Genomic DNA, 18985 nt, shown 5'->3' on the forward strand with positions numbered 1-18985 from the left:
TATGATTGCCGTGTCAGCTTTCTGGTCGTCAAATAGGGGGTGAGCTACCTCGCGCTGCCTATGGCGACAGCGAGCAAGGGCAGGGAAATATCACGGGTGAAACGTTTGACCCACTTGTACGCATTTTAGGGGCATGTTTTGGCACGGATTTCCACACGCCGGTTCAGAGGGGAACTCCCCGGCAGGCTGTCTAGCGGTTGGGTTTCCCCCATAGAAACAACTTCTTTGATCCGGCTGCCATCCGCCATGGAGGCCCTGAGGGACGCGGCCACCACCTCTGCGCGTTTGAGCGCCAAGGCCTGATTGGCGGTTGCGCCGCCGCTGGTGTCAGAATGGCCGATCAGGCGCAGACAGGCGGTTTGCATCGGCGCCGCATTTAGGACCGCGGCCAAGGCGGCCAATTGCAGGCGGGCGTCACCATCCAGCGCGGTGCCACCTTTTGCGAAGAAAATATGGCTCTCCAGAATGTCCGCTGACAGCTCTGTTGACACAACGCGCTGCGGCGGTGCGGTGGGCGCATCGGCGCATTGATCCGCACGCACACCATATTCCCGCATGATTTGTGCACAAATCTCTGACTCACTCATCGCCAGAACAGGCGAGCAAAACCCAATCGCCGCCAACAGGCAGACATAACCAAACAACCGCATAACGAGCACTCCTTGAATAAATTGTCCCGCCAAGTCGTTGAATTTTTGTAAATCCTCGAAATAGGTGCCGTGCGTGGTGAAATTACATATGTTTATGTTTTGTTCACGCCTCTTGCGCAGTATGGACCCTGTTGTTTGTTTGTATGGGTGCGCTGCATGGTTGCAGAAGGTCAATTGGCCAACCGGCACACGTGGATTGACGCGATGCGTCTCTTTGCCGGGCTTTCAATGGTTGGATTACATGTCACCGCGGATGCCCACGGGCAGCCGTTTCCGGATGCGACGCCGTCAGAGAGGGTGGCGCCGATGTTGATCCGTGCGGTGCTCTATACGGCGCGCACTGAGCTCTTTCTGATGATCTCGATCTTCCTGCTGTTGATGGCGCTTGAGCGTCGCCCGCGCGGCTATGGTGCCACCATAAAGGAACAGGCGCGCAGGTTGCTGGTGCCGTTCGTTTTCTGGACCGTGTTCTTTGCGTTTTACGGCCTGATCAAAGCTGACGCGCTGGGGTATTTTTCGCCCGAATGGGCGGAGCTTGCGGCCTGGCAAAGCTGGGTTGGTTTTCTGCTGCTGGGCAATGTGAAGTATCACATGCATTTCATCCCCACGCTGTTTGCGCTCTTGTTGTTTTACCCAGCCTACCGCGCGGCAGAGAAAGCACCGATTTTTGGCCTGTTCGCAGTGGTGTTTTTGCTGATGAAACAGGTGCTTGACCCGGTGATCTTCAAGATATTCTGGGGCGCGGATATCCTGCCTTACATCGTGCGCTTGGCCAAAGTGGCGACCTATACCGGCTATGGCCTTGCGGCGGCTGCGATTTTGGGGCTCTGGCGGCGGTCCGAAGCGCCTGAGCGCGAGGGGTGGCTTGGGCCGGTGCTGCTTTTTGCTGTGGGGCTTTTTGCGTTCAAACTGGTGGCGATTTCCGATGTGATCGTCACGGGGCAATGGGATTTTGCCTATGCGCCGGGCTTTTGGGCCGACTATCTGATGCCGATTGCGCTGCTGTTCATCTGTATGTGCCTGGGGCACAGGGCTTGGCCAGGCTGGATTTCCAAGGTCGCGAAATACACCTTTGGCATCTACCTGTGTCACCCGATCTTTCTCGACCTCGCTGAAGTTGCATTGAAAGACAGCCACCTGCCACCCATCGCGTTGATCGGGCTGGAGTTCCTGTGGACCTTGCCGATGACGCTTGCGTTTGTCTGGCTGCTTGGCCGCTCCCGATGGCTGGGATGGACCATTGGTCTGGGTCGATTTCCCCAAATTTCGCGCGCTGTGCGCTCACAACCGATTTGATCAAGGAGGCAAACATGCTCACCACAAGCGAAGACCTTGGCATGATTTCCGTGATGAAAGTGGCCACAAGCCGTTTGACCTCAGCCGATTTTGCCGCCCTGAAAAAGGCACAGATGGCGGCGGAAGAGCGTGGGCGTTTTGCTCATCTGGTGGATCTGAGCGGAGTGCGCCGCGCCGCTGTTTCCGGCCTCGCAGCGCTTTTGGAGTTTCAGAGCGCGGCCAAATCCAACGGCAGCATTGCCTTTTTCGGCGCGCAACCCGCGGTGAAAGCCGCGATCACCAAGCTTGGCATTGCGCCGCTTCTGAGCCTGTTTGACACGCGCAAGGAGGCCTTGGCCCACCCCGCGTTTCGTGCCTGCCAATTGGCCGGTGTCAAATCGGTGCTGCTTGTTGCGGGCGCTGGCAGCCGGATGGCGCCGATTTCACATGACACGCCAAAACCGCTGGTGGATCTGCTTGGACAGCCGGTGATTGCCCATGTGATGCAGCATCTGGAAAGCTTTGGCCTGCGGGATTTCATTCTCAACCCGGGCCATCTGGGGCCGCAGTTTCACACCCGTTTCAAAACCACCGCTCACCGCAGCATCCAGTTTTTTAACGAAGGGCAGTTTGTCAATCAGCGCTGGCAGCCTGCGCCCCTGGGCTCAGCTGGCACGCTTTTGGCGTTGCAGGCGCAATGCGCTGCTTTTGAAGAGGATTTCTTTGTCTTCTGCGGGGATGCGCTGATCAATATTGATCTTGCAGAGATGATGGCGCAGCACCGCGCCAGCGGGGCGGAGGTCACGGTGGCGGCCACGTCTGTGCCGCATGAGGAGGTGCAGAAATACGGGATCATTGAAGCGGATGCGCGCGGGCGCATCACGCATTTTGTGGAAAAGCCTGCGCCGGAGCAAACGCAATCACGGCTGGCAAGCACCGGCATCTATGTCGTGAAACCCAGCGCATTGCGCCATCTTACTTCCTCTGACGCCTCTCCGCAGGGGCTTGATATCGCGCAGCATCTTTTGCCGGAAATCTTGAAATCAGGTGCAGCGCTTCAGGTGTATGGCGCCCCATTCGACTGGGTCGATATCGGCTGCCCCAAGGACTATTTCGCCGCCATCTCCAAAGCCTTGCGCGGCTTGATCGCGGGCGTCTCTCCTGAGGCCCAAGAGGTGCGGCGCCATGTCTGGCTGGCGCCGGGGGCGGAGCTCTCTGCGCGCGCGGTGGTGGTGGGGCCCTGTTACATCGGCCCCGGTGCAAAGGTTTCGGCAGGCGCGAAACTTGACGGGCCCACGGTGGTCGGCGCGGGCGCCAGGGTCGCGCCCCGGGCGCTGGTGCAGCGCTCGATCCTGATGCCGAACACAGCCGTCGCCCCGGGGACCTGGCTCAGCGATATGATTGTCTCGGCAGATTGGGCCATCGACCACCGCTTTGCAGATGGCGGCACAACAACCGCTGTGCCGATGGAAGGGGTTACCCACGCCGAAGTTGCGCAAGCCCCTGTGGACTTGCCACGCGTCGGGAGCCTGTGATGACGCTGTGGTCCGGTTCGATCCTGCGCGCTGCGGTGCTGAGTTGTCTCTTGTGGGGCGCATTTTCGCAGCCCGCCAGCGCCCAATCAGGCGTAGGTGCCCCAAATCCAGCGCTCACGCAGGATCGGTTTTGGCTGTTGTGGGAGCGGGTCAAATTCGCCGGGCGCCATTGTCCAGACGGTGCGCAATGCGTTGAACTCAAAAGCTATTCCAGCCGCCCCCTGACCACCAACAACACCGGATTCATTTACCGGTTGTTTGGCTTGCAGGGTGGTCTGCACAAGGCCGCCGAGCTGCCGAAAGATCACTCCGAGGCCCCCAATATCTGTCGCAAAAATCAGATCGAGGCGGCGCTTGGATTTGATCCCATGGCCTTGCCCAAATCGGAAAAGGGCGAGGTATTGCGCGGCGTTGACGCGCTGCATCTTGATTTGACCGGGCTGAAATCCCCCCCCGGGTTCTCGGCAGACTTCGGGCCGTCGCTGCACAAGACGTTTGTGCGCAAGCTGCAGGCCGCGGGGATTGAGGTGGTCGACAAAGACGCGCTTCCCACGCTGGACGGGCAGCCCACACTCAACCTCTATTTCTCGTTTTCTGATCCGGATGACCTGTGTGACTACCAATACTCGGTGTTTGCCTCCCTTTCTCAGGATGTTCTGCTGACCCGCGATCCGCGCATCAAAGTGGCGGCTGGCGTCTGGTCCTTTTCCACAGGCTCCTCCGCGCGCGATCACAGCGGCAATGAACGGGATGCCATTTTGCGCGTGGCAGAGGCCTTTGTACGTGACCATCAGAAGGTCAATGGCCGCTGAGCCCCAAGAGACGATGCGCAAAGCGGCATCCAGTCGCTTGCGCCACACAAAATGATCCAAGTGAAGGTGTAAGGCCCTGATGACGCGCCCGTATTTCACAGCTTATGAGACGCGCAAACCGCCAGTGTTTGCCCCGATGTCCGCCCGCCAGCGCGCGATCTGGCATTTTTTGGCAGGCTGCGCCGTCGCCGCCGGAGCCTATTATCTGCAGTGGCGCTGGAGCGCGTCTTTAAACGCGGATGCGCTGGGGTTCTCGATGCTGGTGGTCGGGGCTGAGACACTGTTTTTTCTGGGGACCCTGCTGTTTTACTTTGATTTTTGGGACGAAGGGGACACGCCCCCTCGGCCCTATGATGGCGCAGCGTTTGAGGCGACATCAGGTGCTCCCGCGCCGCAAAGCGTGGATATCTTTATCACGACCTATGATGAGGATGTGGCCGTTGTGGCCCCATCGATATCGGATGCAAAGGCGGTCATCGCGCCCGAGGATATGCGCGTGCAGATCTGGTTGCTGGACGATGGGGATCGCGCCGACATGGCGCAATTGGCCAAGCATCACGGCATCGGGTATTTTGCGCGACGTGAAAACCTGGGGTTCAAAGCGGGCAATCTGCGCAATGGGCTGCTGCGCACATCGGGCGATCTTGTGGTCATCTGCGATGCGGATACGCGGCTGTTGCCGGGCTTTCTTCAAAACACGCTGGGCTATTTTTCTGATCCGCAGGTCGCCTGGGTGCAGACGCCTCATTGGTTTTATGATGTGCCGCCGGGGGAGAGCTGGTCTGACTGGATTGTCAGGCACATCGGCGGCACCCCTGCACATCGCTTGGTCAGGCTGGCGGCAGCCGTGCTGACCTGGATCACCGGGCGCGGCCGGATCGGGGCAGACCCCTTCCTCGCAGATCCCACGGTGTTTTTTGACGTCATTCAACGCAGGCGCAACCGAAACAACGCCGCATTTTGTTGCGGGGCGGCCTCAATCCACCGGCGCGAAGCGGTGTTTGCCGGGGCGATAAAGCGCAAATCGGCTGCGGTGGGGCGGCTGCAAACACGTTTGAGGCAGCCCGTGGCGACCTGCCTGCGCGCGCTGCCTTTACAGCCCTACCGGTTTCACGTGTCAGAGGATCTCTACACCTCGATCCTGCTGCATGAGGATGCGGCGGCAGGGTGGAAAAGTGTTTACCATCCGCAGGTTGAGGCGCGGATGCTGTCTCCCATGAGCCTGACGGCCTGGGCCGCGCAGCGCCTGAAATATGCGGGCGGTACATTTGACATAGCGGCGCATGACAACCCGATTTTCCGGCGTTGCCTGAGCTGGCGTCAGAAGCTGCACTACGGTGCGACCTTCTGGTCCTATCTCAATGTCCTCTGGGCGCCGATACTCCTGCTTGCACCGATGGTTTCCCTGACCACCGCTGTGACGCCGGTGAAAGCCTATTCGCTCGACTTTTTTATGCATTTCCTGCCCGCGGTGGTGCTGGGGGAACTGGCGATGTTGGCGGCCTGCAAAGGGTACCCTGTTGGGCCCGGGCGGGTGCTTGGCGTTGCCGCGCTGCCTGTGCATTGGCATGCGTTTATTTGCGTGCTGCGCGGGCAAAAGCCGCGATTTGCACCTACGCCCAAATTGCCGCTTGTTGGCGGCGGGCTGCGGCATGTTTTGCCCCATCTCGTGCTGCTTGCCCTGATGAGCGGGGCTGCGGCTGTGGGCATTGTGCGCACCGCGCTTGGCCACACGGGCTTTAGTGCGCCGCTCTTGTGGGTCAACCTGTTTTGGCTTGGGGTCAATATGACGCTGATTGCGCGGCTGGTGCCGATGGCCTGGTGGACCCCGCCCGAGGCGCGCCAGACCGAAGAAACGCAGACAGAACCGGAGGCCGCCCATGGCGCATGTCAGCTTGCAAACTGAGAAGACCCGCAATTCCAACCGTATGAGCTGGGCCTTTGTGGTCGGGCTCTTGGCCACGGCGGGGCTTGCGGTTGGGACCGATGGCTGGGGGCAGGTGATGCGTCAAAACACGCTCGCCACGCTGTCAGAGGAGCTGCGCCATGTGCCGCAGCCAGCCCGCGGGTTGACCGCACAGGATTGGCAGGATGCTGAAACCGCCTGGCGGTATTTCCAAGCCAATTTCCGCGCAGAAACCGGATTTGTCGACGCGGTTGACGGTCACCCCAATGCGACGATGTGGGATCAGGGATCCCACTTGCTGGCGTTGATGGCGGCAGAGGGGCTTGGGCTGCTGTCACGGGAGGATTTCCTGACGCGCAGCGAGGCCTTGATGGCAGGGCTTGAGCGATTGCCGCTGTTTGAGGGGCGTTTGCCCAACAAGGCTTATGACACGCGCAGCCTGGTGATGGTGGATTACGCCAATACCCCGGTGGCGGAGGGCGTCGGCTGGTCGGCGCTGGATGTGGCACGCATGTTGATGGCCCTGCGGGTGTTTGAAATCAGCGAACCGGCCTATGGGCCGCGCATACGGGCGCTGCTGGCGCAATGGGATTTGAGCGCGATGACGGTTGATGGGCGACTTTGGGGCGCCACGCGCAAAGATGGGGTGACAGAATACACGCAGGAGGGGCGCATCGGTTATGAACAATATGGCGCGCGCGCCGCGGCGCTTTGGGGATTGGATGTGCTTGAAGCCAGCACAGCCCGCCCGATCTTGGCCTGGGAAACGGTCAGCGGGGTGGAGGTTGCGGCGGACAGGCGGCGCGCAACCAGCTTTGGCGCGATCACGCCGGTTTTGAGTGAACCCTATCTCTTGCAAGCCTTTGAGGTCGGGCTGAACAGTGAATCGCGCCTGTTGGCGAGCCGGGTTTATGCCGCTCAGGAAGCGCGTCATGCGCAGACAGGGGCGGCGACGATGGTGTCAGAAGATCACATCGATCAGGAGCCGCATTTCCTCTATGGCGCGGTTTATGGCAACGGGCGGGATTGGGCCGTGGTTGCAGAAGACGGCAGCCTGTATGACGATCTGCGCACCGTGAGTCTGAAGGCGACCATTGGCTGGGATGCCCTTTATGGCACGGCCTACACGGAGAACCTGAGGGAAGAGTTGACGGATCTGGCCGGGCCAACGGGCTGGATGGCGGGCCGATATGAGGCTGATGGGCGCGTCAACTCTGCTTTGACGCTCAACACCAATGCGGTGGTTCTGGAAGCGCTTCACTATAAGCTCAAGGGGCCTCTGCTGCGCTGAGGGCCGCGGGCGGGGGCTATGGTTGGCGTCTAGGCTGACAAAAGGCCCCGATGGGGAAGGGATCACCTGAGCGTAACTTCAGGAGAGGGCGTGGTCGTGGCCATGCGGGATTGGAAGCGGTCTTTCAAAGCGAAGTGAGCGTGCAGGAGTGTTCTTTCGAACTTCGCTACGGTGATCAGAGGTTTCCTGCGGCTTTTGCTCCTGCCCTTCAGAAATTCTTAAGGACTGTTTTTGCCGATCTCGAAAGAATGTCTGTGAATGAGCGCTCCGGCACTGTCACCTCGATCGCGGCGTGGGTGCCGCTGGGCAGGTCTTCCAATGTGATTTGAAGCAAGTGGTCGGTTTCCTGCGGGCGCAGTTCCAGTTCCACCTGTGCCAGCGCGGCGGTCTCTTTCGCGGGCGTGATCTGCTTGATCTGACCTGATATCTGCGCCTGGAGTTTCCCCATGTCCAGCAGACGGACGGGCAGTTGGTCGCCCGCTTTCAACTGTGCAGCCTGTTCTTCCGGGAGCGTGATTGCCGCATGAAACACCTTGTTTTGCGGCTGGTGAATTTGCGCGAGCGTCAGCGCGGTGTTTGAGGCCGTTTCTGGTGACAGCTGTCGCAGACGCAGGAGCTGGCCGGTGCCAGGGGAAATCAGCCAAGGCGCGTCGATCAGGGCGGACAGCGCGGTCAATTCCGCTTCGATTGTCAGCGCGTTCTGTTCCAGACGCTGCACCTCATTCAGAACAGTTTTTCTTTGGGTTTCTTGCAGGAGGGCCAGATCAAACTCCAACTCGCGAATGGAGGCCTCAAGCGCTTCTTTCTCAATTGCGGCGCGCAGTTTGAGCACACCCTGTGCTGACGGTTTGGCCAAGGCGGCCCGGGCCAGCAGCTCCTGCACCGCCAAGGCACTTTTGCGGCGCAGGCTATCGCGTCGCTGTTGCAGCTTGTCACGGGCCAGACGGTTGAGGCGGTGGGTGTTGTGACACCGCGCCAAAGCGCTTTCCTTGCGCAGATCCAGGGGCAGATCAGCCTCTGCTGAAAGCGCATCCGTTGATGTGGCGGGGGCTTCGGAGACTGGCGTGCCGGTATTTTTCTGCAGCAAACACCAGCGGTGCTGTCGGTTTAGCGCCAGTTGATTTGAGAGCTCTATGCTATGCTGGGCCATCGCGTCCCGATCATATCGGGCAAGTTTCTGGCCTTTGGAGACGTCATCGCCATCTTGGGCCAGTACGCTTTGCAGGACGGCGCCTGCGGGTAGTACCACGGGGAGCGTGCGCGCCTGGCTGACAAAGGTGCCGGTGTAGCGTTGTGTCGGCGTTATGGTGATGTGCTGGGAGAGGGACCAGGCACTGACCCCGAGCAGGGCGCAAGAGGCCGTGGCCCAGCCCAGCCAGACCAGCGGCATCCGGTGAAAACGGCGCGGCGGTTTGAGATCAACGCTGGCGGGGCGCATCTTGGCTCACCTTGCGAGAGGACAGCAGTCGCGGATCATAGGTTTTGATGGCCACAAGCAGGACGCCGCCGCCATCAGAGGCGCTGCTTTCTACATCAAGCGAGTCGCGCATGATCTTGGCCAGCGGGGACAGGCGCTCCCCGTCCACCGAGGTGTCTGCGGCGGTTTTGGCTTTCTGGATCGCCCCGGAGGAAAGCGCGAGGCGGCTGTCGATCATCCGGATCTGGCATTTGCCCACGAAATGCTTGAACTCAAAGGATAAGCTGTCTGCCTCTGTTTGTGTCTCAATCCCTGATTGGCACGCCAGACTGAGCATTTCATTGGCCACCATACAGACAGCGCGGCGGTTGGCCTCGTCCCCCTCGCGGCGGAAATGGCTGCAGATCCAGCCATCCAGCGCCTCTTCGCTTTCAAGGCTGCGGGGGGTGACAAAACGGTGCCAGCCGGAGGCCTGCCTTTCGCGAATGTCTGAGGTGGCGGCAAATTCGATGATCCGCCCGTTTTGCATCATCAAGAGTTGGTCACATTGTTCGAGCAGCTGCCGGTTTTCGGTGATCATCAGCGTGATATGGCCAAGGCGCGCGTCAGATTTCAGGCGCTGGCTCAAGGCCACCAACAGGCTTTCGCTGGCGCCGTCTTCGGGGCGGTCGAGCAGATAGAGGCTGGGCCGCAGCGCCAACGCGCGCGCAAGTGCCAGCGCCTTTTGTTCGGTGCAAGACAGCTGCGTGACGTCGCTGGCGTTTTGGATGCGATCCACAGTATCGGCGGTGAAGACCAGATTTTGCAGCGCTTTTCGCGCGCGCTGCAACTGCAGATCGCCGATAAAACAACTGAGATTGTTCGCGCCGCCGCCGGGGACCGAAAGCGGCATTGGCCCCACCAATGCAGAGGATAGAGCGCGGGCTTTGGCATGACGCGCCCAAAGCTCTGCGCCCTGCAGCGCGACATGGCCTTCCACCAAAAGCCCATCAAGATCATGGGGGGCATGCAGGGCGCGCAGCAGCAGGGATTTTCCGGAAAAACTGTCCCCAGACAGGCCAATGATCGTGCCCGGCTCTGCGCGGAAAGAGATATCGGACAAAAGGGGGGTGCCGTCCGGCGTGCGCACAGAGAGATGGCTGACGATCAACGCTGTGTCGTCTCCTTCGGCGTCTGCAGAATAGGGCGCAGGCAATTGGCGCACCTCGGCCGCGCGGTGCTGCAACTCCGGATCGGCGCGGGATATCTGGCGAAAGAAAGCGGCGAAGGCGTCGGCTGACCAGCAGGTTACGAGGGCGATGGTGGCGATTGCCGCGACGTTGAGCACATCTTGGGCCACAAGCCAGGAGGCCATGGCAAAGCCACCTATTAGCCCGCACAACGCGAGCGCGCTTTGTGTGGCGTCGAGAAAGGCGCTCTCGCCCCGCGCGGCATTGGCGAGATCAACCGCGCGCTGATCACGCCCGGACAGAAAGGCGACGGCCTCCTGCGGTAGAAATTCCCACATCGGCTCAGAGTGCATTTTTTGGGCAACGACCCCGCAGAACAGCCAACCGAGCGCGGCAGTCAGCACAAAAGGCACCGCCAAATAGGGGGAGAACACAGCAAAGATCGCGCAGGCAAACAGCCCGACAACCGCTCGCCCGGTCACCGCATGGCGCAGCCGCATATAGCGGTATCCGGCCAAGGCGCGGCTGTGGCCCACTTCAAAGATGATCATCCCCAAAAGCGGCACGACAGCCCCCACGGCCAGCAGGGCCGCAAGAAGTGTCTGCCCGTTCAGCGCAACCTGCTCATAAAAGAACACCACAAAAATCGCGACCGAGAGCAAACACAGGCCGCTGCCCAGAGAAAACAGGATGGAGATCGCCGTGGCCCACATCGGGGTGGCGCGATCCTGAAAAGGCACCGGCTGCGCATCGGTGGGGCCAGCAGACCGTCTGGACGCTTCCATAGCGTTTTGAGGGGGGGACATATCGGACATAACCAAGGAAACCTTCACAACACGTCTTTGTTTTAGCGCGCAGAAGTTAACAAAAGCATTGCATGGTAAGGTGTTTTCAATTTTATGTTCTTATTTTGTTCAAATTGGTAATTGGCGGCGTTGGTTGCCAATTGTTAATAGCTTTGCCGTTTCATGGTTGCATTCCGTTTGGAGTGTGTTTGATGAAGAGTGCTGTTGGTTCTGGCAAGCGGTCGCCGCTACGGGGCGTTGTTATATTCTTTGCTGCCGTGCTTGTGCTGAGCGGGGCCGGATATTCGGTTGGTCTATCTGCGCGCAAGGTGTTTCTGGCGCAGGAAGAAGAGATCATTCCGATCATTGCCGGCGGTGAGCTGGATGACATTCCTGCGCTGATGCGGGGGAATTTGCCAAGCGTGACAAGCAGCATGCTCACGGATGTGCCACGTCGCAAAAAACCGCCCCGAATGTGTGAAATGCCCGCGGATTATTTTGACACTTTGGAGCGTGGCCTGAACGTGCCGCATGGCTATGATAAACACAACGCCTATGTGCGTAAGTATCGGGCAAGGCGTGGTTTTCTGAATGAACGGGAGTTGCGGGCGGCGCGCGTGGCCTGGCACTATTTTGAGAAATTCACACAGGAAACCACGGGGCTTGCCAATTCGGTGGGCAACTACCCTTCAACCACGCTTTGGGACACGGCCTCTTACATGGCGGGATTGGTGTCTGCCTTTGAGCTGTGCCTGATTGAGAAGCCGGAGTTTGACCGTCGGATCACACAGCTTCTGACAACGGTGAAAGGGCTCGAGCTGTTTCGCAAAGAGCTGCCCAATAAAGTGTATCACACCAAGACCGGCGCGAAGGTGGATTATACGAATAAGCCGGGGGAAATCGGATTTTCCGCCTTGGATATAGGGCGGTTTCTTGTGTGGCTGCGTATTTGCAAGAATCGCTATCCTTATTTGGCAAATACAATTGATTCCGTATTGCTGAAATGGGATTTCCGTAATGCCATTGACTCTGAAGGGTTAATGTTTGGCGCTTATATCGATAAGGAAACCGATGAGACCGTTTATGCCCAAGAAGGGCGCCTTGGTTATGAGGAGTATGCGGCCAAGGGATTTGCGCTCTGGGGGTTTCAGCCGCGTCTGGCCCATCGGGCGGAGCCGTTCCTGACAGCCTCGATTTTTGGCATTCAGGTGCCCTATGACGGGCGTGACCCGCGGGTGTTTCATTCCCAAAACTATGTGGTGACGGAATCCTACCTGCAAGACGGGCTGGAGCTGGGGTTTGACATGCCCCATGACGACAGCAGCCCGGAATGGGTGCACACGGATGGCTGGCGTGCGGAGTTTGCCGACCGGATCTATCAGGTGCAGGAAAACCGCTGGCGGCAGACCGGGTTTATGACGGCGCGCTCTGAGCACAATGTCAAAGGTCCGCCGTATTTCACCTATGACACCATTTTCTCGGATGGCTACCCCTGGAATACGGTGACGCCCCGTGGTGACTATGTGCCGGATCACTCCGCCGTGGCCGCCAAGGCGGCGCTGGGCCTCTGGGCGTTGTGGGAAACCGAATATACCGATGTGCTCTATGAGGCGATTATCGAGCTCTATGATCCGGAAAACGGTATGTATGAAGGGCTTTATGAGCGTGGGCAGGGCCGTGTGGCGATCTATACGGCCAACAACAATGGCATCATTCTCACCTCCCTGCTGCACAAGGTGCAGGGCACCATTCTGACCCCTTACACCGGCGACACCGAGGTATGGTACACCGCGTTCCGCGATCAGGATATCCGGCTGTTGCGGAATTATCCGGACCCTCCACAGAAAGACGACTGGCTCCCGGCGCTGCGTCATTCCGTTCAAGAGAAGGCTGATTACTGATGCGATATTTTGTTCAAACCCTCGCCGCAGCGGCTGGCGCTGCGCTCTTGGCGGCCACACCGGCCGGTGCACAGACGGTTGGCGTGCCTGAGCGTGGAGAGGAGGCCTTTGCTTCGGAAAACGCGATCTTGGATACCTCCATTCCTTTTGCCATTGGCGCGCGGGAGGCGCGGCAGGCCTTGCGCGGCGCGTTTGGCTGGCCCAGCTTTCAGGAAGGCTTGGTGGAAGGGGTCTATTTCCGGTTTGATCCGGATGGCTACGCCCGCTTTGCGCCGACACCGCGGCTGGATGTGGATGTTTTTGAGGTGATTTGCCGCCCGCGCACCTATGCCTGCGCGGCGCGAAAAGAAGGGCTTGAGGCCTTTCTAACGGATCGTGGGCAGCTGCAGATCAAGCTTGAGAATGCGCTGGCCGGGGATCAGTTCTTTGTCTCAGAAGGCGTGTCTGAAATTCAGGTGCCGGAGCGGATTTTGCAGCCCTTGGATGTCCCGCTTGAGTTGCTTTTGGGATCGGGCGGCGAGCTGATCGTGCGCCGCGGGGGATCGGAGGTGTCGCGCGTGTCACTCAAAGGGTTTTCGGCGGTCACCGCCTATCTGCGCTGGATTGCGGCGCGGCAGGATTATTCTGTCTTGCCAAGAGGTTGGCCGGTGCCAAATGCCGACGGGGCAGGGGGCGCGGGATCCATGACACAACCTGCCGCCTGGAGTTCGCCCATGCCGCAGCCACAGGTGCTTGCGCCTGAATATGCCAGTGCGCTTGCCGCTGGAATTGCCCCTGCGACCACGGCGAGCCCGGTGACGTTGGCTGCGCCCAACGCCACGGCCCAGCCGCAAGCCGCATCTGCGCCGATGGCCGATACAGTCAGCGGGCAAGAGCTGCGCACGGAGCTTGAAACGCTTAAACAGATCATTTTGCAGGCGCAGCTTGGGCGGGCAGCAGAGGTGCCTGATACGAGCCCCGCACCGGCATTCCCGCCGCAGGCTGCGATGCCCGTGAGTGGGGCAGGGGGCATGCAGGCAGAGCCCAGTTTGGCGCAGTTGCTCGCGGCGGTTGAGGGGCTACAGACCCAATTGGATGGGCTGCAACAAGATCCGTCTCTTCCGGTTGCTGGGGGGGCTTCTGGCGCCGGGGTGCCGATCTCTCCAGTAGTGAGTGCGCAGCCGGAGGTGATGCCGCAAGGCCCTGCTGCGCAGCCTCAGTCTGACCAGCGGGCGGATACAGTGAAGAAGCTGGATTATCTGATTTCCGATCTGGGACTGGATCCACAAGCCGCGCTGCGGGTGCTGCAGATGGCGGCCAAAGACACAGCCCAAGGCATGGGAGTGCATCCAGCGGCGCCGGATACTGCTGAAAGCCTAACCCCCCCTGCGTCGCTGGCGCCGGAGCCTGCTGCCAAACCGGTGTTATATCAGAATGAACTGGTTGATCAGATACTTGCCGAGCTTGAAACGGAGATGATGGCCGCGACAGGTGGTGGCGAACCTGCGGAGCCACTCGTCAGTCAAGTGACAGTGGAAGACTACATTTTGCTTTCGCGCTACTTCAAATCAGCTGTTCTGCCGGAACTTGAAGCCATGGCCGCGCAGCAAAATCCCTAGGGGGAGCGCAGTGACGCGGAGCGCGACAGGATGGGCTTTGAGGCATTGAGGGCGTCGCGCTCAAATCCGGCGGCGGTTTGATAGGTGCGCATAAAATCGGCGCGCTCTTTGGGAGAGATCACCGCGTCAATGTCATCAAATTGCCCACCGCATAGCTGGTCGATATGTTTGAGGAGGCCAAAGGGGCCATCTGCGCGGTTGCGCAAAACCAGCTGGGCCACGGGATCACAAAGTTTGTTGTTGTAGTCGGTAAGCGCGGCGGGGGTGACGCCGAGATCGCACAGGCTTTTGCCAAGTTCGCGCGCGTCGATGATGGCCTGCGTCGCTCCGTTAGAGCCGGTCGGATACATCGCGTGGGCCGCGTCGCCCAAGAGCGCCACGCGATTTTGGTGCCAATGCGGCAGAGGATTGCGATCTATCATCGGGTTCTCAAAGGCTGTGGGCGTGGCAGAGATCAGAGCCGGGACATCCAGCCAATCATTTTTCCAGTCTGCAAAATGCGCCAAGAATTGCGCCGGGGGCACTGGCGAAAACCAGCTGTCTTTCGGCCAGTCCGCATCGCCATCAAGAGTGATTTCAGCAATCCAATTGATTTCGGCCAGCCCGGTTTGCGCATCCGCTGCGGAGATCGGATAGAGCACAACCCGTTTGTCGTGGGTCCCCAGCCCGATGAAGGAGGCCTTTGTGCGCAAGGGCTTTGCCAGGCTGGTGCCCCGCCACATGAGAACACCGCCCCATTGAACGCCACCGTCATTGGGGTGCATTTGCGCGCGCACCTTGGAATGGATGCCGTCAGCACCGATCAAAAGTGCGGCTTTGGTTTCGCCCGTAAATCCGCTGCGCGTCTGCCAATGGGCCGTAACGTCTTCTTCTGATTGGGAATATCCGAGCACGCGGTGATCGGTGATCAAGGCGTCAGGCCCTGCCTTGGCCAGAAAGGCGTCGCGCAGCATCATATGAAACCGTCCGCGATGCACCGCGTATTGCGGCCAGTGATAACTCGCAGCCTCGCCGCGCGGTTCGCTGTAAATGTCTTTGCCGTTCAGACCGACTAAGGCCCATTCAGTGATGGGCAGGCCAATGGCGTCAAGATCGCGCAGTGTAAAGCCGAGCTCAAGCAGTTCGCGCACGGCGTTGGGTTGCAGATTGATGCCAACGCCCAGCGGCCGGATGGTCTCCACCGCTTCGAGCACCACCACCGGCTGGCCGATCTGATGCAGGGTCAAGGCGGTGACCAGCCCGCCGATGCCGCCGCCGGCGATGACAATTGGTAGATCAGAGGCTGTTGGCATGGCGCTTCCCGATTGTTTGCGCCACAGTAGCAGCGGGGCGGTGTCTGACAAATCCCAAAGACCTTGCCTTGTGGGGGGCGCATTCGGTATCCCCATGAAAAGACGGTGAATTGTCAATGGAACCCCATGCGGCGTAACGCTCTGCTTTCTGGTGTCAAACACGCTGCCTGCGCGGCGATGCTGACGCTTGCGCCTGCCGGGGCGCAGGCCGGAGAGGTCTCTGTCTTTGCGGCGGCCAGTTTGGCGGAGGTCTTGAAAGACTTGGGGAATGCCTTTGAAGCGGCGAGCGGGCATGAGGTGGTTTTGACGCTGGCAGGGTCTTCAGCGCTGGCGCGGCAGATTGAATATGGGGCGCCTGCGGATGTGTTTGTCTCGGCTAATGCGGCTTGGGTGACGCATTTGGAGGACCGCGCTGTGTTGGCGCAGGGGCAGACAAAAACCTTATTTGGCAATGACTTGGCTTTGGCTGTTGCGGCGGATGATCCGACCGGGCCTGTTGAGATTTCTGACGTCGACTTTGACGCTTTGCTGGCGGACGGGCGGCTGGCGATGGCCTTGGTCGAGGCTGTACCTGCCGGAATCTATGGGCGCCAAGCGCTTGAAAACATGGGGCTTTGGCAGGATGTGGCGCCGAAGGTGGCGCAGGTGGATAATGTGCGCTCGGCCCTTGCGCTGGTGGCGCTGGGCGAGGCGCGGGCTGGGGTTGTCTATGTGACGGATGCTTTGGCGGAAGAGCGGGTCCGTATTTTGTCGGTCTTTCCGTCGGAATTACACGATCCGATTGTGTATCCAGCTGCTGTTGTGGCCGGGCAAGATCGTCCCGAAGTGATTGAATTTATGGAGTTTTGGCAAAGCGAAGTCGCGAAGGCCGCCTTTGCAGAGCGGGGCTTTCGGGTGCTGGAGGGCAGTGAGTGACGGAGTGGCTGGGGCCAGAGGAGTGGGCTGCGGTGGCGCTGTCGCTGAAAGTGGCGTTTTGGGCCACGTTGGGCGCGCTGATTCCCGGTGTTTTTGTGGCCTATGCGCTGGCGCGCTGGCAGTTTTACGGCAAGCAATTGCTCAATGTTTTTGTACACTTACCGCTTGTCCTCCCACCTGTTGCGACGGGATATCTGTTGCTTGTGACCTTTGGCACCCAAGGGGCCTTGGGCGCAGCTCTCAAAGAGGTCGGGATCGTCTTTGCCTTCCGTTGGACCGGGGCGGCGCTGGCCGCGGCAGTTATGGCGTTTCCGTTACTGGTGCGTTCGATTCGGCTGTCGATTGAGGCGGTGGACCCGAAATTGGAGCAGGCCGCCGCTACTTTGGGCGCAAGCCGCTTTTGGGTGTTCACAACCGTGACCTTGCCGCTGATTTTGCCGGGCATATTGGCCGGGATGGTGCTGGCCTTTGCCAAGGCCATGGGCGAGTTCGGCGCGACCATCACCTTTGTCTCGAATATCCCCGGACAAACCCGCACCGTGCCTTCGGCAATCTATGCGTTCCTGCAGGTGCCGGGCGGGGAAACGGCGGCGATCCGGCTGGTTATTGTGGCCATTGTGGTGGCCATGGGCGCTTTGATCCTGTCGGAAGTTCTGGCGCGGCGGATTGCGCGGAAAGTGGGGCAGGCATGAGCCTATCCGTCGAGATAAAACAGCGCTTTCAAGGGTTTGACCTTGATGTGCAGTTTGAGGCCCCACCGGGTTTGACGGTGCTGTTTGGCAGCTCCGGGTCGGGCAAAACATCGGTGATCAATGCGGTGGCGGGGCTGAGCCGCCCAAGCCATGCGCGGATCACGGCTGCCGGGCGCAGGCTGGTGGACAGCGACGCAGGCCTGTGGACGCCGTCGCACAAACGCGCCGTAGGATATGTCTTTCAAGAGGGGCGTTTGTTCCCGCATCTGAATGTCCGCAGCAACCTGCTCTACGGGGCGGGCTATGCCAAAGAGCGGGCCGAGGTGGCGGGCTTTGATCAGGTGGTGGAAATCCTTGGGATCGGGCCACTTTTGGAGCGCCGTCCTGCGGCGCTTTCAGGAGGTGAAAAACAGCGGGTGGCGATTGGTCGAGCGCTGTTGGCGCGCCCTGAGATGATCCTGGCAGATGAGCCACTGGCCGCTTTGGATGAGCCGCGCAAAGCGGAGATCCTGCCGTATTTTGAAAGGCTGCGCGACGAATTTTCGCTGCCAATACTGTATGTTAGCCACTCAATTGCGGAGGTTGCGCGTCTGGCGACAACGGTGGTCGCCATGGAGCAAGGGCGCGTAGTGCGGGTTGGACCTGCGGCGGAGGTGCTGTCTGATCCGAGCTTTACGCCGTTGGGCGTGCGGGCCGTGGGGGCTGTGCTGGAAGCGGAGGTTGCGGCCCATCATGCGGACGGGTTGACGGAACTCAGCGCCAATGGGGTGCCATTGCTGTTGCCGAAAGTGGCACATCCGGTGGGCCATTCGGTGCGCGTGCGGGTTGCTGCGCATGATGTGATCCTGTCGCGAGATGAACCTAAGGGTTTGTCCGCGCTCAATATTATCGCGGGAACCGTGCAGTCTTTGCGGGCCGGAGGCGGGCCGGGGGCCATTGTCTCGGTAGACACAAAAGCCGGTCGTGTGCTGGCGCGCATCACCCGCCGCTCTGCCGAGGCGCTGGCGTTGCGCGAAGGTGTTGCGTGCTATGCGGTGATCAAGTCGGTCTCGGTCGCGCCACAGGACATTGGCACACGGTAACGCAGTTTTTTCGCGTTTTGAGTCGCTTTCTTAACGCGGATGACTTGCCCAAAAAGGGCCTTCGGTATCGCGTCGGTATCCCTACGGTATTGCGTCGGTGTTAAAGGGCGTCACACAGCCGGAACGTGTGGTTAACGCAGCGTGCGGCAACCGCGCCTTCAAAGCACGCCGATTTCGGCCAGCGCGCGGTTTAAGTCGTCAGGCAGCACGTCGTCGTTTTCGCGGCCTTCCGGCAGATCGGCGGGGGCGTCTTCGGGCTTCAGATAGCGCCAGCCCTGAAACGGGCGTTTGAGTGCGGCCTGCGTGAGGTGGACCTGCGGGTCCAGCACAATGGCGCAGCGGCGGATGCCGTCTGATCCAATCACTTCGTCCAGCCGTATGATCTTTTGACGGCACTGGATCGACCCTTTGATCACCCAATAGATTGATCCGCCGTTGAGGATTTCAGCCTCCCGTTTAGGCCACATGCGGGTGACGTGACGGGGCAGCCCATCGGGAAAACGATGCGCATTTGCCTCTTGCCAAGCGGCCAGAGTTTCGGGAGTTTCCGACCCGACGGACAGTTTTACAAGATGGACTGATTTATCCACAGCTTTCCCACAGGGTTATGCACGGAGCCTACATTATATAGTGGGTTCATTAACCTTCAACCCCAAAATCATGTG

15 protein-coding genes are annotated in these 18985 nt (G+C 59.9%); 10 read left to right on the forward strand and 5 right to left on the reverse strand.

The features are described from left to right. Nucleotides 1–125 precede the first annotated feature (125 nt). Entirely contained in the window at nt 126–650 is a 525-nt protein-coding gene (locus tag ACO07T_RS10565) for an OmpA family protein (RefSeq protein WP_422049378.1), read from the reverse strand. 156 nt (nt 651–806) lie between these two features. On the opposite strand from ACO07T_RS10565, the gene ACO07T_RS10570 reads away from it, so the two are divergent. From ACO07T_RS10570 to ACO07T_RS10590, 5 genes are all read left to right on the forward strand, one after another. Then, nucleotides 807–1946, forward strand: coding sequence for an acyltransferase (locus ACO07T_RS10570; RefSeq protein ID WP_422049379.1), 1140 nt, complete (start codon nt 807–809; stop codon nt 1944–1946). Between the two features lie 14 nt (nt 1947–1960). Further along, a complete protein-coding gene (locus ACO07T_RS10575) occupies nt 1961–3460 on the forward strand; it encodes a sugar phosphate nucleotidyltransferase (protein WP_422049380.1) in 1500 nt (499 codons plus the stop codon). Next, on the forward strand, nt 3460–4272 hold the full coding sequence (locus tag ACO07T_RS10580) for a hypothetical protein (protein WP_422049381.1): 813 nt from the start codon (nt 3460–3462) through the stop codon (nt 4270–4272). Before ACO07T_RS10575 ends, ACO07T_RS10580 begins: the two co-directional genes overlap by 1 nt. A gap of 79 nt (nt 4273–4351) precedes the next feature. Next, nucleotides 4352–6178 (forward strand): glycosyltransferase, encoded by a 1827-nt coding sequence (locus tag ACO07T_RS10585; protein WP_422049382.1) that lies wholly within the window; start codon nt 4352–4354, stop codon nt 6176–6178. Continuing rightward, on the forward strand, nt 6153–7469 hold the full coding sequence (locus tag ACO07T_RS10590) for a DUF3131 domain-containing protein (RefSeq protein ID WP_422049383.1): 1317 nt from the start codon (nt 6153–6155) through the stop codon (nt 7467–7469). Before ACO07T_RS10585 ends, ACO07T_RS10590 begins: the two co-directional genes overlap by 26 nt. 208 nt (nt 7470–7677) lie before the next feature. Here the strand turns inward: ACO07T_RS10590 and ACO07T_RS10595 are convergent, their stop codons facing one another. Then, nucleotides 7678–8907, reverse strand: a complete 1230-nt coding sequence (locus tag ACO07T_RS10595; protein ID WP_422049384.1) for a hypothetical protein — start codon at nt 8905–8907, stop codon at nt 7678–7680. Continuing rightward, a complete protein-coding gene (locus tag ACO07T_RS10600; protein ID WP_422049385.1) occupies nt 8888–10870 on the reverse strand; it encodes an ATP-binding cassette domain-containing protein in 1983 nt (660 codons plus the stop codon). Before ACO07T_RS10600 ends, ACO07T_RS10595 begins: the two co-directional genes overlap by 20 nt. A 182-nt stretch (nt 10871–11052) precedes the next feature. Between ACO07T_RS10600 and ACO07T_RS10605 the strand changes: the two genes are divergently transcribed. After that, nucleotides 11053–12741, forward strand: coding sequence for a DUF3131 domain-containing protein (locus ACO07T_RS10605; protein WP_422049386.1), 1689 nt, complete (start codon nt 11053–11055; stop codon nt 12739–12741). Then, complete coding sequence (locus ACO07T_RS10610) at nt 12741–14339, forward strand: hypothetical protein (protein ID WP_422049387.1); 1599 nt, start codon at nt 12741–12743, stop codon at nt 14337–14339. Before ACO07T_RS10605 ends, ACO07T_RS10610 begins: the two co-directional genes overlap by 1 nt. On the opposite strand, the gene ACO07T_RS10615 is transcribed toward ACO07T_RS10610, so the two are convergent. Further along, on the reverse strand, nt 14336–15631 hold the full coding sequence (locus tag ACO07T_RS10615) for a flavin-dependent oxidoreductase (protein WP_422049388.1): 1296 nt from the start codon (nt 15629–15631) through the stop codon (nt 14336–14338). The two genes, ACO07T_RS10610 and ACO07T_RS10615, sit on opposite strands and share 4 nt — an antisense overlap. A gap of 126 nt (nt 15632–15757) precedes the next feature. Between ACO07T_RS10615 and modA the strand changes: the two genes are divergently transcribed. The 3 genes from modA to modC are packed head-to-tail and all read left to right on the forward strand — an operon-like array spanning nt 15758 to nt 18320. Continuing rightward, on the forward strand, nt 15758–16546 hold the full coding sequence (gene modA, locus ACO07T_RS10620; protein ID WP_422049389.1) for a molybdate ABC transporter substrate-binding protein: 789 nt from the start codon (nt 15758–15760) through the stop codon (nt 16544–16546). Then, nucleotides 16543–17238 (forward strand): molybdate ABC transporter permease subunit, encoded by a 696-nt coding sequence (modB, locus tag ACO07T_RS10625; RefSeq protein WP_209077940.1) that lies wholly within the window; start codon nt 16543–16545, stop codon nt 17236–17238. The genes modA and modB overlap by 4 nt, the downstream gene beginning before the upstream one ends. Then, nucleotides 17235–18320 carry a molybdenum ABC transporter ATP-binding protein gene (gene modC, locus ACO07T_RS10630; protein WP_422049390.1) on the forward strand — a complete coding sequence of 362 codons (1086 nt, stop codon included), beginning with the start codon at nt 17235–17237 and terminating at the stop codon, nt 18318–18320. Before modB ends, modC begins: the two co-directional genes overlap by 4 nt. 158 nt (nt 18321–18478) lie before the next feature. Here the strand turns inward: modC and ACO07T_RS10635 are convergent, their stop codons facing one another. Further along, nucleotides 18479–18910, reverse strand: a complete 432-nt coding sequence (locus ACO07T_RS10635) for a DUF1489 family protein (RefSeq protein ID WP_209077942.1) — start codon at nt 18908–18910, stop codon at nt 18479–18481. Between the last annotated feature and the right edge of the window lie 75 nt (nt 18911–18985).

It is taken from the genome of Shimia sp. (assembly GCF_965227725.1).
GTDB lineage: Bacteria > Pseudomonadota > Alphaproteobacteria > Rhodobacterales > Rhodobacteraceae > Shimia.

Bases quoted from the DNA above. Each gene is read 5' to 3' on its own strand.
- ACO07T_RS10565 (WP_422049378.1), bottom strand. From the start codon at position 650: ATGCGGTTGTTTGGTTATGTCTGCCTGTTGGCGGCGATTGGGTTTTGC.
- ACO07T_RS10570 (WP_422049379.1), top strand. From the start codon at position 807: ATGGTTGCAGAAGGTCAATTGGCCAACCGGCACACGTGGATTGACGCG.
- ACO07T_RS10575 (WP_422049380.1), top strand. From the start codon at position 1,961: ATGCTCACCACAAGCGAAGACCTTGGCATGATTTCCGTGATGAAAGTG.
- ACO07T_RS10580 (WP_422049381.1), top strand. From the start codon at position 3,460: ATGACGCTGTGGTCCGGTTCGATCCTGCGCGCTGCGGTGCTGAGTTGT.
- ACO07T_RS10585 (WP_422049382.1), top strand. From the start codon at position 4,352: ATGACGCGCCCGTATTTCACAGCTTATGAGACGCGCAAACCGCCAGTG.
- ACO07T_RS10590 (WP_422049383.1), top strand. From the start codon at position 6,153: ATGGCGCATGTCAGCTTGCAAACTGAGAAGACCCGCAATTCCAACCGT.
- ACO07T_RS10595 (WP_422049384.1), bottom strand. From the start codon at position 8,907: ATGCGCCCCGCCAGCGTTGATCTCAAACCGCCGCGCCGTTTTCACCGG.
- ACO07T_RS10600 (WP_422049385.1), bottom strand. From the start codon at position 10,870: ATGTCCGATATGTCCCCCCCTCAAAACGCTATGGAAGCGTCCAGACGG.
- ACO07T_RS10605 (WP_422049386.1), top strand. From the start codon at position 11,053: ATGAAGAGTGCTGTTGGTTCTGGCAAGCGGTCGCCGCTACGGGGCGTT.
- ACO07T_RS10610 (WP_422049387.1), top strand. From the start codon at position 12,741: ATGCGATATTTTGTTCAAACCCTCGCCGCAGCGGCTGGCGCTGCGCTC.
- ACO07T_RS10615 (WP_422049388.1), bottom strand. From the start codon at position 15,631: ATGCCAACAGCCTCTGATCTACCAATTGTCATCGCCGGCGGCGGCATC.
- modA (WP_422049389.1), top strand. From the start codon at position 15,758: ATGCGGCGTAACGCTCTGCTTTCTGGTGTCAAACACGCTGCCTGCGCG.
- modC (WP_422049390.1), top strand. From the start codon at position 17,235: ATGAGCCTATCCGTCGAGATAAAACAGCGCTTTCAAGGGTTTGACCTT.